The organism is Vreelandella sp. DA03-1M (assembly GCF_055725665.1).
Genome location: NZ_CM146798.1, coordinates 1,504,514 through 1,520,569, shown reverse-complemented (window position 1 = coordinate 1,520,569; position 16,056 = coordinate 1,504,514). Strand labels below are relative to the sequence as shown.

General features: G+C 44.5%; 13 protein-coding genes. All 13 read right to left on the bottom strand.

Annotation, left to right across the window (positions count from 1 at the left end; translation table 11 throughout):
• Positions 1-99: 99 nt before the first annotated feature.
• Positions 100-1,167 (bottom strand): dTDP-glucose 4,6-dehydratase, encoded by a 1,068-nt coding sequence (rfbB, locus tag ACXUPB_RS07010; protein ID WP_472955983.1) that lies wholly within the window; start codon positions 1,165-1,167, stop codon positions 100-102.
• Complete coding sequence (locus tag ACXUPB_RS07005) at positions 1,164-2,327, bottom strand: ABC transporter ATP-binding protein (RefSeq protein WP_472955981.1); 1,164 nt, start codon at positions 2,325-2,327, stop codon at positions 1,164-1,166. Before ACXUPB_RS07005 ends, rfbB begins: the two co-directional genes overlap by 4 nt.
• A 34-nt stretch (positions 2,328-2,361) precedes the next feature.
• Positions 2,362-3,528, bottom strand: coding sequence for a nucleotide sugar dehydrogenase (locus ACXUPB_RS07000; protein ID WP_472955979.1), 1,167 nt, complete (start codon positions 3,526-3,528; stop codon positions 2,362-2,364).
• A gap of 67 nt (positions 3,529-3,595) precedes the next feature.
• On the bottom strand, positions 3,596-4,987 hold the full coding sequence (locus ACXUPB_RS06995) for an MBL fold metallo-hydrolase (RefSeq protein WP_339934441.1): 1,392 nt from the start codon (positions 4,985-4,987) through the stop codon (positions 3,596-3,598).
• 120 nt (positions 4,988-5,107) lie between these two features.
• The gene (locus tag ACXUPB_RS06990) at positions 5,108-6,205 is read right to left on the bottom strand and encodes a KpsE/RkpR family capsule polysaccharide export protein (RefSeq protein ID WP_472955977.1); all 1,098 of its coding nucleotides are present in this window, start codon (positions 6,203-6,205) and stop codon (positions 5,108-5,110) included.
• A gap of 3 nt (positions 6,206-6,208) precedes the next feature.
• Positions 6,209-7,018 (bottom strand): ABC transporter permease, encoded by an 810-nt coding sequence (locus ACXUPB_RS06985; protein WP_472955976.1) that lies wholly within the window; start codon positions 7,016-7,018, stop codon positions 6,209-6,211.
• A 150-nt stretch (positions 7,019-7,168) separates the two neighbouring features.
• Positions 7,169-8,896, bottom strand: coding sequence for a polysaccharide biosynthesis/export family protein (locus ACXUPB_RS06980; protein WP_472955973.1), 1,728 nt, complete (start codon positions 8,894-8,896; stop codon positions 7,169-7,171).
• Positions 8,896-9,312, bottom strand: coding sequence for a DVU3141 family protein (locus ACXUPB_RS06975; RefSeq protein ID WP_179916232.1), 417 nt, complete (start codon positions 9,310-9,312; stop codon positions 8,896-8,898). Before ACXUPB_RS06975 ends, ACXUPB_RS06980 begins: the two co-directional genes overlap by 1 nt.
• Positions 9,313-9,957: 645 nt before the next feature.
• Positions 9,958-11,340: an undecaprenyl-phosphate glucose phosphotransferase gene (locus ACXUPB_RS06970; protein ID WP_179916233.1), complete on the bottom strand. Its 1,383-nt coding sequence runs from the start codon at positions 11,338-11,340 to the stop codon at positions 9,958-9,960.
• 58 nt (positions 11,341-11,398) lie between these two features.
• Positions 11,399-12,319 (bottom strand): glycosyltransferase family 2 protein, encoded by a 921-nt coding sequence (locus ACXUPB_RS06965; RefSeq protein ID WP_179916234.1) that lies wholly within the window; start codon positions 12,317-12,319, stop codon positions 11,399-11,401.
• Between the two features lie 14 nt (positions 12,320-12,333).
• Entirely contained in the window at positions 12,334-13,581 is a 1,248-nt protein-coding gene (locus ACXUPB_RS06960; protein ID WP_052703774.1) for a glycosyltransferase family 4 protein, read from the bottom strand.
• The gene (locus tag ACXUPB_RS06955) at positions 13,578-14,819 is read right to left on the bottom strand and encodes a hypothetical protein (RefSeq protein WP_035566834.1); all 1,242 of its coding nucleotides are present in this window, start codon (positions 14,817-14,819) and stop codon (positions 13,578-13,580) included. The genes ACXUPB_RS06960 and ACXUPB_RS06955 overlap by 4 nt, the downstream gene beginning before the upstream one ends.
• A 131-nt stretch (positions 14,820-14,950) precedes the next feature.
• Positions 14,951-16,051, bottom strand: a complete 1,101-nt coding sequence (locus tag ACXUPB_RS06950) for a polysaccharide pyruvyl transferase family protein (RefSeq protein WP_035566836.1) — start codon at positions 16,049-16,051, stop codon at positions 14,951-14,953.
• Between the last annotated feature and the right edge of the window lie 5 nt (positions 16,052-16,056).

Genomic DNA, 16,056 nt, shown 5'->3' with positions numbered 1-16,056 from the left:
AAGTAACCTTTCCTGCCACGAGCTCACACTAAAATACAGACAGTATCAAAAGTACACAACTTTTTTGTCAGTGCTTTTCGTGACCAATTAAAATCAACGTTAACTTACGCCTAACCGCTCGCCTTTATAGCTGCCGTCTTGAACGCGTTTCCACCATGTTTCGTTGGCGAGATACCATTCGACGGTTTTGCGCAGGCCGGTCTCGAAGGTTTCTTGGGGAGTCCAGCCCAGCTCGCGTTCAATTTTGCTAGCATCAATGGCGTAGCGTACGTCATGACCAGGACGGTCGGTGACGAAGGTGATGAGTTCGCGGTAGGATGCTTCTTTGGGTACTAGCTCCTGGAGGAGGTCGCACAGTGTTTCTACTACGGTGAGGTTGGCTTTTTCGTTATGCCCACCAATGTTGTAGGTTTCACCCACCTGCCCTTCGCTTGCTACTTTAATTAGCGCCCGTGCGTGGTCTTCGACATACAGCCAATCACGAATCTGCTGGCCATCGCCGTATACGGGTAAGGCTTTCCCCGATAACGCGTTGAGGATCATCAGCGGGATGAGCTTTTCAGGGAAGTGATACGGCCCGTAATTATTTGAGCAGTTGGTCACCAGTGTGGGTAGGCCATAGGTACGCTGCCATGCCCGCACTAGATGATCCGAGCTCGCCTTGCTGGCTGAATATGGTGAGCTAGGGGCATAAGGCGTTTGTTCTGTAAAAAGATCATCAACACCTTCTAAATCGCCATATACCTCGTCAGTGGAGATGTGGTGGAAGCGAAATTGTTGCGCTTTATTGGCGCTTTGCTGCTGCAATTGTTTCCAGTACCCGCGAGCAGCTTCCAGCAGCACTGCCGTGCCTACTACATTGGTGTGTATGAACTCAGCGGGGCCATCTATAGAACGGTCAACGTGACTTTCTGCTGCAAGATGCATGACGACATCAGGCTTAACGTCTTCAAATAGCTGCTGCATGGCACGCGCGTCACAAATATCCGCCTGGATAAAGGTGTAGCGTTCATTATTGTCTACACTCGTTAGCGATTCTAAATTGCCAGCGTAAGTCAGCTTATCAACGTTGATAACATGGTGTGAGGTATTGTTAACTAATTCACGGACTACCGCCGAGCCGATGAAGCCTGCTCCTCCGGTAACAAGAAATGTTTTTTGATTCATCGGTTCCCTTCCTCTATGTGCGAGTTATTGACTTCATCAGAAACATGCTGCGGTGCTTGTTCCAGTGCTTCTAAATGCTTGCGAGCTTTAACTGTTTTGCGGTGCCGATCGGCTACATCTTTTTTTATAAGCTGTTGGATATGAGGCAAAAATTGCTGCTCTTCGGCCGTTGCCTGAGCCTCTTTGGCTTTTTTGAGTTTCTGGCGACACTGCTGAAGATGCCGTTTTGCGCTGGGGATATCGCTGGGTAATGGCTCATCAGCTTCAGCCGTTGCCGTATTTCCTGGTACCGCCTTTGTAGGTGCGGCCTTTTTAGCAGCCTGGCCGCCAGCGGCAGAGGTACTTGCCGAGGCTTTGCCACTAGCATCTTTGTCATTAGCAACTTTGCCATTAGCGACTTTACTATCAGCATTACTGTTATTAGCAATACTTTCATTCGCTACACGGTTAGCAGTCGCGGGGGCTTTTGCGAGTTTGCTAGCTCTTGCTGCTTTTTTGGCGTCGCTATCACGGTGGTAGGTTTTAATAGCAGCGTTAATGTCATCGAACCAGAAGGCCTCGCCTTCTTTTATATATACCCCTGCCTGGCATAGGTCTTTTAAGATGCCTTCTGAGTGCGACACCATGATAAGCGACGATTTACCTACCTTGGACCGAAACAGGGCCTTGGCCTTTTCTTTAAACGCCCGGTCGCCAACGGCGGTGGCCTCATCTGAAATATACACATCAAAATCAAATGCTAGCGAAAGCCCAAACGATACGCGTGAGCGCATACCGGAGGAGTACGTCTTGACGGGCTCGTCGAAGGCTTCACCAATTTCGGCAAAGTCTTCAACAAACTCAATCACTCGCTGGACTTCTTGCGACCTTGACCCTTGCACGCGAGCGACAAATTTGACGTTTTGCCGTCCTGTCATGTTGTTTTGCATGCCGCCCGTCACGCCCACCGGCCAGGAAACCCGGCTGCTGCGCACGACTTCGCCACGCTCTGGCGTATCCATACCGGCAATCAAGCGTAACAGGGTCGACTTACCAGCCCCGTTAGCACCGATTAGGCCCACACTGACGCCCCGCGGTATGGTGAGGTTGATATCTTTCAATACCCAGTCACTACCATGATGATTGTGGTAGCGCTTGTAGAGATTACGAATTTCAATCATGAATAAGCACGCTGTAAGCCTTTAAAAGATCTGTTTAATCGCTCCCAAACAGGTCGCGTGTGTATACCTTTGCTGAGACATCCGTGAGCTCGGGGGCCATGCGATTAGTCAATATTACATCGGCCTCTTGCTTAAAGGCTTCTAGGTCGCTAATCACACGAGAGTTAAAAAAGCGCTCCTCCTGCAAAGTAGGTTCGTAGACAATGACTTCTACCCCCTTGCCTTTGAGTCGCTTCATTACCCCTTGCATGGCGCTGGCGCGGAAATTGTCAGAGCCTGATTTCATGATCAGCCGATACACGCCCACCACACGTGGGTTACGCTTAAGAACCGATTCAGCAATAAAATCCTTACGCGTGCGATTAGCATCGACAATGGCTTTTATGATGTTATTGGGCACTTGATCATAGTTTGCCAACAGCTGTTTTGTGTCTTTAGGTAGGCAGTACCCGCCATAGCCGAAGCTGGGGTTGTTATAGTGATTACCAATACGGGGGTCTAGACTAACGCCTTCAATTATTTGCCGAGAATCCAAATCGTGATTTTCGGCGTACATATCCAGCTCATTAAAATAAGCGACGCGCATGGCCAAGTAGGTGTTGGCGAAAAGTTTAATCGCCTCTGCTTCTGTGCTGTTCGTGAGTAAAATAGGAACTTCTTTTTTGATCGCGCCCTGCTCAAGGAGCGCAGCAAACATTTCACCGCGTTCCGAGCGCTCGCCAACAATAATCCGTGAGGGGTAAAGATTGTCGTGTAGCGCCTTGCCCTCCCGTAAGAACTCAGGAGAGAATATTAAATTTTGCGTACCAAAGCGCTCGCTCGCCTGTTTTGTATAACCTACTGGCACCGTGGATTTAATCACCATCAAGGCTGATGAGTTAACCTTCATTACCAGCTCGATGACTGCTTCAACGCTTTGAGTATTAAATGTATTAGTGATGGGGTCATAGTCGGTAGGCGTCGCGATAATGACAATATCTGCCTGCGAATATGCGTGTTCAGCATCCAAAGTAGCGTCAAAATTAAGCGCTGTATTACTTAAGTATTTTGAAATATCTTTATCTTCTATCGGCGACTGACGGCTATTCAGTAGGCCAATTTTTTCTTTGACGATATCAACCGCTACGACATCATTGTGCTGAGCGAGAAGTACTGCATTGGAGAGCCCGACATAACCGGTGCCTGCAACCGCAATTTTCATGACATACCTACTTTTAAAATAATACAAAGGGAATAGCGTATCGCGGCTATATACGTTATACAGTTCATTATGCACTCACTACCGTTAATGATTTTCCCGCCTGCTGATACAACTCTGCTAGCTTTTGTTTGAGTGCCGTTCGGGCGTCGTGCTCACCATGCACCAGACGTATGATAGCTGGCCAGCGATGCATCCGCCTTACGTAGTTAAGTAAATCCTTTTGATCCGCGTGAGCGGAGTAACCACTCAGCGTGGTAATGCCTGCTTTAATATCAATTCGCTCCTCCTCAATCTCAACCCAGCCGCCACGTGGGCCATATTGCTGTATATCACGACCAGGCGTACCAGCACCTTGGTAGCCGACAAATAGCACTTGATGACGTTCGTCCCCTAGCATGGCTTTGAGGTAATTAATAATACGTCCACCTGTACACATGCCGCTAGCGGCAATCACCACCGCCGGACGGCCTGTTTTAGCCAAATAGGTCACTGCCCTTAAGTGCTCTTCATGACGCTCAATAGTGTAGAGATTGGCAAAGTTAAGCGGGTGGCGTCCACTGTCTAAGCGACGCTGGGCTTCTTTATCCCAGTAGGGTTTTAGTTCCCTATATACACTGGTAAAGCGTGCGGCCAGGGGGGAGTCAACTATAATTTCAAGTTCTTCCCACATTGATGAGTGTGCTTGATGAATGATGGTTTCTAATTCGTAAAGCAGTTCTTGAGTACGCCCAATACTAAAGGCGGGTACCATGACGGTTCCGCCGTTTGTGAGTGCTTGTTCAACGGCAGCTTTCAAGGTGGCACGGCGGTTTCGGCGTTTAGGGTGATGGCGGTCACCGTAAGTGCTTTCAAGTACTAATTGGTCGCAACCATAGGGCGATTTTGGCGCTGGCAATAGCGGGGCATAAGGCGCGCCCAAATCGCCAGAGAATACGACTCTTTCTTTCTCGCCAGTAGGCAATTGATGGTCAACTTCTACGTAACTGGAACCCAGAATGTGACCTGCCCGCTGGAGTTTTATACGGGTGGTGCCCGCCTCTGAGTTAGGTACGACACTTCGCCATTTTCCATAGGGAACACTGATGAGCTGATGCTTTAATTGCTCTTGGAAGCGGTTAATTAGCTCTGCGTTACGGGTAAACCCAATCTTCAACGCATCATCAATTACTAAGGGGAGCAGCTTGGCAGAAGGGATGGAGCAGATAATAGGCCCTTTAAACCCCGCCGCCAGTAGGTAGGGCAGGCGCCCTATATGGTCAATATGGACATGAGTGATTATTAATGCCTGAACAGTGCTGATATCGAATTCAATTTGTAATTGCTCAAAGCTGTTCCCCGCTTCATCTTCACCTTGAAATAGGCCGCAATCAATTAGCAGTGAGTGCTCACTATTTAATATGAGCTGGTGACAGCTTCCAGTGACGCCAGTGGCGCCACCGTGATGAATGATATTCAGCACTGACTTGTGTCCTCTAGCATTGGGAGCCATTTCATGACTTCTTTTGCAGACGCGTTGCTCCGCGTGTTAACTCACTCCTTACGTGTCACACCTCACCACCCTTCCCTTGTTACTCTTTTATCAATCTCGGTGATCTTTGACAATCATTGCCATCATGCTAAAAATAAACGCGATAAAAATAGTCAAGATTGCAAAAACACTGCTGTTATAGAGACGGTTAGGCGCCGTTGGATATTCTGGGAACAGCGGGCTTTGCAATACGCTTACTTGCTTTAGCTGCCGCGCAGCTTCTAATCGGGTATTTTCTAACGAGGCAAGCGCGCTTGAGTAGGTTTCTTGAGCGAATTGGGCCTGTAGCTCTAAGGTTTCATATCCCGCAGAAACGCGGTTAAGGGAATCACCAGTGGCTTGAGCCAGGCGATCACGCTGCACCACAATTTGATCGCGTAGCGCTGAAATACTTCGCTCGACTTGTCGCAACTCAGAGGATTGCGAACTTTGGAAACTTGCCAGGGCATTGCGCTGTGCTTGCAAGCGGGCCAAGTCACCTTCTAGCGTGGCCACCACTTGATTAATACTCTCTACCGTTGAGGTAGGCGACACAAGGCCAAACTCATTTTGGTATTCAAGCAGCTTGCCACGGGTTTCTTCAAAGCGCTCTTCTAAACGTACCATTTGCTGCTCTAAAAAGCGCACCTGCTCATCAGCTAGACGGTGACCCATTTCGTTCATGTGGTCTTCACCGGCCTCAAGCAGTAACGCGGCCATATCATGAGCAAATTCTGGAGTGTAGCCCTGCACATGTATATTTAGCACACCAGCATATTCATCTAACTCAATCTCTACGCGCCGTAAGTAGTATTTGTGAAGATCTTCAATGGGTACGTTGGGATCGCGTAGCTTGGCAAAAAAGTCGCCATTCTCGCTATAATGCTGACGAATACCTAGCTGTTCATCCAGCAGGCGTAACATATCAACCGAAAGTAAGTGCTCACGTAGCAGTAGCAGATCATGCGTATCGCCACTGCTTCCACTCATTAACGATGAAAGGGAGAATTCAGGCGAAGCCACCTGGGGGCTCTCGAGCACCACTGTGGCACGCGATACATAACGGTCTTCTGCCCATATAAACCAATAGAAAGAGACGAGAATAATCGCGATGATAGCAACCGCCCATTGCGGCGATTTTTTTACAAAATGACGTAACGAAACAGGCATAGGTTATTTGGCCTTTAACCGGTCAACAAAACGTAGGTGCATTAGTAGCCCTAGCGCACTTATAGAGAGTGTTACCATCCAAAAATAAAGCATACTAGTGCCATGGACCGTTTGGTAATTTTCAAAGAACCCTAATCGGAGCACTTCTATACCATGCGGAATCGGATTAAGCATGAGATATTCCAACAGCCAGTGGGGAAGCTGATTGAGTGGAAACATAACACCTGAAAGAATCAAAAGCGGCAGCGAGAGCATCCGGACCACACGGCCCACTTCTGGAACTAATGTTGCTACCACCGAGGTTAATAGCCCGAGTGCAAGCCCTAAACTCCATAGCGATAACCATGCGGCCATCGCCCGAATAGCGTTATCGGGGTACATATCCAATCCGAGCATCAAGCCGCCCAGAATAAATAGCAGAAAAATCAATGAGCGCAACATGCCTTCTAGAAAATTGCGCACGATGACTGGGTCAACTGGGTGTACCTGACGATATGCGAATAGTGCACTGTTACTTTCAATAGCGCCCATCCCTCGAAGCATACCCTCGCGTACCAGGAAAAAGCCCATTAACCCGGCAATCATCCACGGAATAAACTCAGCATTAACAATTAGCCGATCACTACGTATGAAACCGCGAATGGCCACCATAATGCCAATAAAGGCCGCTGGCTCAAAAAGCATCCAGAACCAGCCCATGCGGTCTGCCATTGTGCGTGATATGGCTTCACGCATAAACATGGCATACCACACACTCCGGGTCACTTGCCATGGAGTGCGGGCACCCTTTGGACCACTGGTTATATTTTCCATAGTTCAACTTTTTGAAAGTGAAGCAAATCGTTCTCTTTGAGGTGTGAGATACAGGTTCAGATGAGAGATACAGGCGAGTATTAGCCTTACCTCTCACCCGTGCTTATTCACCACCTCACAACTTGGTCTTCATTTATTGTCAACCATCCGCTACAGATCCACCGCAACGCGTGTTGCAACGGCTATTTGGAAAAGAATTTGGGTTAGAGTGGACGCTAGCTGCAGGTTATGCGTAGGAGCCGCCGGCATTACCAGGATCTCATCACCTGGCCGTAGATTAACGTCTCGGGCATTTTCAACTGCACCATTTTGACGAACCACCAAGATGTGATCTTCGTCGGCACGTTCGGTAAAGCCTCCAGCACCTTCAATGTAATCAATCACGTTCATACCAGGGCGATACACTGCGGCCTGGGGCACTAATATTTCACCACTGATCAACATAGAGTCGCTAATTTCAGGAATCGTCACTATGTCGCCATCTTGCAGACGAATATCGGAAATTCGATCATTATAAGCGACAACTAAGCGCCCACTCGGTTCTAACTCGCGCGCGCGCTCAATAAAATTTTGAATGAGTTCGGCTTCTTGAACGCGGATTTGAGCTTCTTCATTGGTACTTGACTCGGCCCCTAGATAAGTCGTTTCTAAGCGACGTAGGCTGTCTTCCATTGATTGCTGCTGCTGCTCTCTCACGCTTTCACGTTGGAGCGAAATACTTTCAACGGCTGTCATGTTTTCAGGTACAGGTATCGCATCAAGTAGCTCACTCAAACGCGCATCACGTGGCAGTGCATAGCGCGAAGGGCCGTAATAACTTCCTTCTATTTCTACTACGATAGTTTCGCTGCGCTGATCGGCACTGAAGAGGACTTCGTCACCGCTACGTATAGTTTGCCCGTAAAATAGCTCAATTGGGAAATATTGGGCAATGGGACCTTCTTCACGGTTACCACGTAATAGGACGTGGGAAACACCGCTTTTTAGACGAGCTAGGTTAATCAGTTCTGCGCCGCTCAGCTGATTACCCATTAGCTCATAGCGGTGCTCACGATGGACATCGCCACCTACGGCGATCGCCGGACCACGCTCTTCCACCACAATAGTATCGCCATCTTGAAACTGCGGACGGGGGATACTGCCATTAATCAGAAAGTCGTAAAGGTCTACCGTGGCCACCGTTTGGTCATCACGTACCACCCGAATTTGCCGATAGCTCCCTAAGTCTTGGTCAATACCTCCTGACTGGTCTAGGAAATAGAGCAAGGAATCGTTAGGAGTACCTGCATAACGCCCAGGGTTTTCTACGTAACCGGTTACAAATACCGCCACCGGCTGTACGCCCTGTATATTGGTATATACCTCAACATTTTCAGGGTACACCGAGGTAATGGCCCCTCGCACACTGTTATCAACTTGCTGGCTATTTTGCCCCTCTATATACAATGGGCCAGAGCCTGGTATAAAAATATTGCCCTGGGCATCTACTGGCAGTATTCGGTCAAACTCAAACGCCCCCCATGCACGCACGGTGATTTGGTCACCGGGTTTGACTTGATAGCCTGCATTTAAGCCATCCCCCATCGCCCCTCGAAACCCGCCGGTAAATAGGTTAGCGCCAAAAGGGGGAAGGGTATCCGGATCGGCGGTTTCCATAGCAACGGGGCCATAGGTGCCGCTACGCCAATCAGCTCGAGGGGTATCGTCTACTTGCTCTTGCTGGTCTCCGCCCTCTTGATCTTCAGGCAGGATGCTATTCGGGAGACTAATACTTTGTGCCAGTGCCGTGCTACTGGTGAGAGCGCTTAGTAGCAGAAATGAAGCAACGGCGATGGGGCGCTTGATCGATAGCCGTTGAAGCATGCATGAAACATTCATTAATAGCGCCCTTCCATTGTTGAATCCATGTTAGCGAATACACGTTGATTCACCCAGCCATCAGGTGTTTCACAAGTAAGTGCACTGGGTGCAGCTGCCCCTGCACTGTCGACAATGCGTAACCGACGACACTCCCTGCCACTGGCGGCTAGGTAAGGCGCATCGGCAACAATTTCAACGTTATCCCCCCAAGGAGTGCGTGCGAGATTGAGAACAGAGCCTGCGGGTGCTTTGGATAGGAACTCATTAAGCGCCACATCTTCCAGGAGCGTTGCCGGGTCGTTATTCAACACGTACTGCGCTTGTTGTTGGGTGCTGCTATTTGGGTAACTGGCACAGCCGCTTACCACGACAACACTTAGCGCCGCCAATAGCATACGAGCTGGCCGCGCTATCGAGAATGGGGTATTTGACATGATATTTCCTAAAAAAAGGTACGCTACCGCCCAGGAGTTTTGAAGGGCGTGTTCCCATGCCCTACTCTAAACGGATGAAAAAGTAATTAATCCACGCTACTCAAAATTAGTTTCGATTGTAAGGTATTCATTGCCGCCACTCTACATAGACAAACCTTGTACATGGGGATAATTTTATTCAACATTTTCGTCATTCAACCTCTCTGAGCCAGCCGCTTTTTCAACCCTACTGCTGATGACATTCGGTATGCCCACCGCAACCCAAAGGCACCTAGAAGCAAGCGCTTCTTTGAAACCTAGCGCCTTAAGACTCAGAGGCGCTAGGTACAACATCATAGGCACGGTCGGCCTCAAAATCCATGCTTAGCAAAGGCCTCGATAAACGCTTATACCTCACCAACATGGCCACAACGTTAAGCCTGTCAGCGGCATCACAACGCGAAGCTGGACAGGCCATGGCGGTGGCGACACTGAACAATATCGAACCAAACCATACCCACAATGCACTTTCAACACCCAGCTGACATGGTCAATTGGAAAACATGCATGTGACCATCTTCCTCATCAGCTGTAAATTAAAAATTTGATTTATAAGAACATTATTCTAGAATAGTCCTCTTCGCCTCTCATTTTTTTGCTAATATTTCAGTAGGCATTCTTGTTAGTAAACCCTGTAAAAACTGTCAAAATAATAATGCGTAAATCCAACCACAGGGACCAGTTGTCGATGTACCAAAGATCATACTCGACCCTACGCTCCATTTTCTCCAGGGTATCTGTTTCCCCCCGCAAACCATTCACTTGGGCCCAGCCTGTGATGCCTGGCTTTACCTTATGGCGTCGCATGTATGACTCAACAAGATCTTTATAGTAATCGTTATGAGCTAACGCATGGGGACGCGGACCAACGATCGACATACGACCCTGAAGTACATTATAAAATTGGGGTAGCTCATCAAGAGATGTCTTACGCAGAAAAGCACCTATTGGCGTTATTCGTTGGTCGTTCTTGGTGGCTTGGGTAATTTGACCTTCTTTTTCCTTATGGACACGCATGGACCGGAATTTATATACCTTCACCCGTCGTCCATTTGCACCAGTACGATATTGTTTAAACAGTATGGGGCCTGGAGAGGTAACCTTGATAGCGACAGCAATCAATAGACAAACGGGGGTAATCAATAGCGTAATAAGGCTCCCTACCATTAGATCTTCAGCACGCTTGATAATACGCGCCATGCCGCTGAGTGGCGTAACGCTTAGATCAATAGCAAAATGCCCCGCCACCTCGCTAAATCTGTGGTTAAGCAATTGCATACCCTGGAAATCAGGGATAAAACGTACTTCCGCAGTGTGATTTCTTAAAGCATAAAAAATGGAACGAACAGCCCCCCCCATTTCTAAAGGGACACAAATCCATACTTCACGTGCACCAGACATTTCAATTCGTGCCGCAATATTGGGCAAGCTTTGTTCGTTGAATCCAGAGTACAGCCTCTCAACACCGACAATAGAGTAGCCTTCCCCCTTAGCGGCACGCATGCTTCTTGCCACTTGTAGCAACTGGCTGCTGGGGCCCACCAAAAATATGGATCGCCTCGCACGCCCCTTCATGCGAGCTTTTCTCAAAATAATTTGTGCAAGTACACGCCCTCCCGCCGCTATGATATAAGAGAGGAGCAACGAGGAGGCTACCCACAACCTCGAAAAACGAACAGAAGCATCTGCCAAAAAGATCAATGATGTTGCCAACAATCCAACCGCTACCCACACCATTAAAAGTCGGGCCACCAATGTAGAAACGGGGGTAGTACGCCATCGACTGTAACCACCAAACATACTATTTAATAGGATGGCAAACAGAGCGATGAGAGCAGTCGCTAAAACATAGCGCTCATGTAAATCAAAAGTTCCAAAACGAAATTTAAAAGCAATAACACAGGCGCAAACAATTGCGAAAAAATCAAAAACGGGCACTATCAGCTGGGCAGGATACCGTTCAGTTAGGCCTTGTGTTTGCTTAAACATTTAAACTTTCCTTTCCCAGATACTCATTACCATTATAAAACATGTCAATAGACAAAAATCACTTACTCCAATAATGTGAGTGCATCGACAATTTTTGCTTTATAGACACTGGTAGTTTTTCTGACCGCTGACCTAATTTATAACCAAATAATTTTAAAGCATTTCTGATCAAGCTAGACGGCCAAAGATAAAAACGTCTTAACCCAATATACTTAATCTCTGACTTTACATACTTAAACCCTTCTCCCCCCGCTCCTCCAAAATTATCTCTAATCCATGGCTCTTTAGCATGAAACACACCAATATCAAAATAACGACGGAATTCTTCTATAATTGTATAGTTATGAGAATGTCGGCAACAGGCATCGCCTGCGTAAACAATTTCATAACCTGCCATCAACATTCTGGCAGTTACAAACATGTCTTCTGACAAAATAACATCATCAGGAAACCCACCTACTTTAATAAGCGATTCCCTACGATAAGCAGCAAATGAATTAGACATAAAGGGCGTTTTTATACCTAATGACGAGGCATCCTCTAAAGACTTATAAATAGATTCTGATGGGTAATTAAATATCCGTGCATGAGCGGCTAATAGATTAGCATCATCGTGTGGCAGCTGTCTTCCACATACTGCAGCCACAGTACTTTTGTCAAAATACTTAACCATGTTAGTAATAGCGGAAGGATCATCCAAATATGCGTCTTGAGTCAAAAATATAAAAACATCATACTGCGGATAATCATTAACAATTTTCTGTCTAGTGCCGCCATGATTAAACTCACTAGAATTTATAACGACTAATTCATCTGCCCTTTCTTCAGCTAATTCCTGAGATCCATCAGACGATGACGAATCAACGACCAGAACATCAAAGTGAGCTTTTTGTTGATCCAAAGAGTCAAATAACCGTAGCAAGTCCTGCTTGCCATTATAAACTGGTATGACGCATGCAACCCTTTTACTATTTACCATATGGTATTCCTTACCTATTTAAAACAATCCGTGTGTTGGTTTAAAATATCCGAATAACAAATAACAAGCTCTTTTACATGGTTTTCTAAAGTAGGCGGTTTTTTCCAAAAATCATCATATGCCTGAGCCCCAAGGCGATTAACAGTATCATCGCATTCTAACAAAGCAAGCTGATCATCCAGACTAGCACTATTACCAGTGGAGAATAATAATCCAGATTTATTATGTGTAACATAGTCAGTCGCTGATGTTTGAGAAGCTACAACGGCAGGCACACCTACAGCAGCAGCCTCTAAAACAACAAGCCCTTGAGTTTCATACGACCTAGAAGTAAATAACAATGCACGTGTATCATATAAATATTTTGATATTTGAGTTGAGTCTACCCAACCTAAAAACTCAGCTTCGGGCAACAATTCCATCAACTCCTCTTCGACCTCTCCTTTTCCAATGAAACGCAATCTATCAGGCGTAATGCTTTTCACCTTCGCTAAAAGCAAAGCCCCCTTTTCGGCCGACAAGCGACCCACATAAGTATAATAACGTGAGTTGCCTGGTGTTGTAGGTGACGCTTTTTTTATATCAATAGGATTTCCCACCCTCCAAAACAAAGCGGTGCTGGGAAGCAAAGGTTTCAGTATTGACTCACTGTAATCCGATACACTAATAAAATTTTTAATACCATTTTTAAACCCTGCTCGCTTATATGCTAGTTGTCTGATAACTCGCCAAAGCTTATGGGAATAACTACGAGCATCACAATTAGTAGTGACACAATCTAGTGACATTGGCTTTTTATGGCATATGCTTTCTTTTTGATAATCATATAAGCCACCGTTAGGACATACAGAAAAATAGTCGTGTAGCGTTAAGACATTGGGGATTTTAGAATTAACAACAGCAGCTACCGCACTAATACTCAATGACTTGACCCACGTATGAATATGCACGACAGTATCATATGGACTTATATTATTCAGATACTGTTTTATTACCTTATAAGACTGACTATTCCAAACACCTCTGATAGCGGCATCCTTACGACTAGGATTATCTAGCAAGTCATACTGTTTTAGATCAATTAACTGAATATTAGGATGAATCAAATCATTACTAGCGGGTCCCACTGCAAAAACATAAGAGACTTTGTATCCAGCCAACGCAAGACCAAGAGCACTTGAAATTGCTACTTTCGCTGCCCCACCCTCTACCCTAGCATAGTCATTAATAATGATTATATTTTTAAGCTTGCTAGCATTCATACTAATACTCGTCTTTTATTTAAAAATGCGACATAACATGCAGCAATGACTACAAACACTCCAGGAGAAAAATAGCCATAACCTCTAAGGAAAAACTCAATAGAAAAGCCCATAAAAAACCCGTACATTAGTATTCTTTTTCTCAAAAAATCATCTTGAATAGTATTACCTTTCAAACTACTAAAATAACGATTGGTGTAAAAAAACATATTAACTAGGGAAAATAAATAAAAAACAACTAAAATGACACCCAAAATACCGAATTCAGCAACAATTTTAGCCAATAAAAAACCGCCATCATATGTGTTAAAATACTTTCCGGTTAAAACATATATTCTTTCAGTAACATCAGGAAAATACGTAGCCTCAGTACCAAGCATCTGAAAACCTATGCCTAGTCCATAGGTCTCGATGAGATTAGTATAGGCCATCATCCAGCCCTGAAGAAATACTAATGTGGTTAGGTTGTTTGAGTCTTCAAACGCCAGCCTGCTTTGAAAATAAGGAAAATAGTCTAGTAGAAAAATAAAAAAAACCATACCAATGGTAAACAAGAAAGTAGCACATAAAACCAAATAAGCAAGCCTCATTCGTAATACATACATTAAACACGATAAACTAAAAACAACTAACATTGTAAGATTAGGAAATAAAATAGCTAGCAACAGTATATTTAATAAAAAAGCAAAAACCGTTTTGAAATTTTTACTTGTAAGAACATAGGGTAAAATTACCATGCTCAATGCTAGTGCATAATGACTTTCTTCAGAAAATGGAAATACAGATTTTTCCAATTCACCATATCCTCCCCAATGCATACCCACTAAAACTTCAACCCATCCAATAAGCAACAACAATATGATAACGTAAAATAACGTAGCGTGTATTTTTTCAAAGGGTAAATAAAGCATGTAACGACCAAAAATTACTGCTGAAAACGCGACAAAAAACCAAACAAGGGAAAGCAGAGGCTTAATATCTTGATAAATAAAGCAAATTACAGCACAGTTAATAGTGACCACCAATAATACAACGGTGAATATAAATAAAAATTCAGTATCAACTTTAAATGCTCCCTTGCTAGTAAATAACAATAGCAGTACTAGCAGTGATGAAAAAAGCATCCCCACCGCTAACGAGCTAGCCTCCAGTAATACAAAAACGAGGCTTGGCATAAGCAATATTGACATAAACAACAATAGCAGTCTTACATCAAGCTTAGTATTACTTAGATGCATATCCAATTACTCTATTTATAAAAATTGACAATAAACCCACTCTTTAAACTGAAAATCAAAATACAGTATGCTTTATCAGAAAGAAGCATTTTTTTATATTACTTTCGTTTCTTCCATTAGCTACCATAAAATTATGACATGGCGACTTCTAAATATTTCATTGTATTTTCTTTTTGCTTATCTAATTCAAGATGAACAGATTTAAAATCAATCTCAGTAAGCAGTGCTGCGTCTAAGTCTTGACTGTCTTCAACCAGACGATTTCCTAACCCTAGCCCATTCAAAAAATACTTGATTCGATTAGTTCCAGACTCAGGTTTGATTGATATAAAAGGAACTCCAAAATTTGCTGCAAATGCAGTCCCATGAAAAGAGTTTGTAACTACAAATGAAGCGTTATTTATAAGTGTCATATACTCCAGTGGGCTAGCATCACGATAATGACGATCTGTTTTATAAAGTAAGAAAGGATCTTGATCGATAGCTATAATTTTTAAATCGAATTTTTTGGCAACTTTATTTATTATTTCGTATACTAAACGATCTTTTTTAAGTGTATAGACAAATATATAAGGCTCCGTAGGAGCTTGCTGCTCTGGCAATTTCAGCAATTCAGACCATTCTTGGCGAGTTAGTAATAAGGTGGGATCTAAGGTACAGCTAATATCATCACGCTTTGATAAGGTTTTCATGCGTTCAGCCGTATCAATTTCGCGAAATGATAATGAGGAAAAACTATTAAGAGCATCTCGAAGATAATCACTTTCATCTCCTTCATGTATATAAGATCCTGCACTTGTTGAAAACGCCACTTTTGGCTTACCTTCAACAAAATCCAACATATAGTTTTTATCAAAAGAACCAATAATTACTGGATTCCAAATTTGGTCGCTACCACAAACAAAAACATCAAAATCATCGTTTAATTTCTCAAGTTCAAATTTTGTATGACAGGGTTGAGTTAAATTATAATTTTCTTTCATAAAATGATGAAATCTGGTTAACAACCTTTTACGAGGAAAATAACGACTAATATCTTTAATTAAGTGCAAAGCGGAACGTGGACTTTTACTAAACCGTAAAAGCTTCATTGTATTTTCTAACTGTGGCGTTTTATAGTCGATTATCGAAACTTTTCCAAATTTAGAAAGAATCGTTTGAGTAGCTAACGCCTGTAAACAACCACCATAGCTATTGGCATAATGTATCGTGATAAGAGCTATCTTTTTCATCTTGT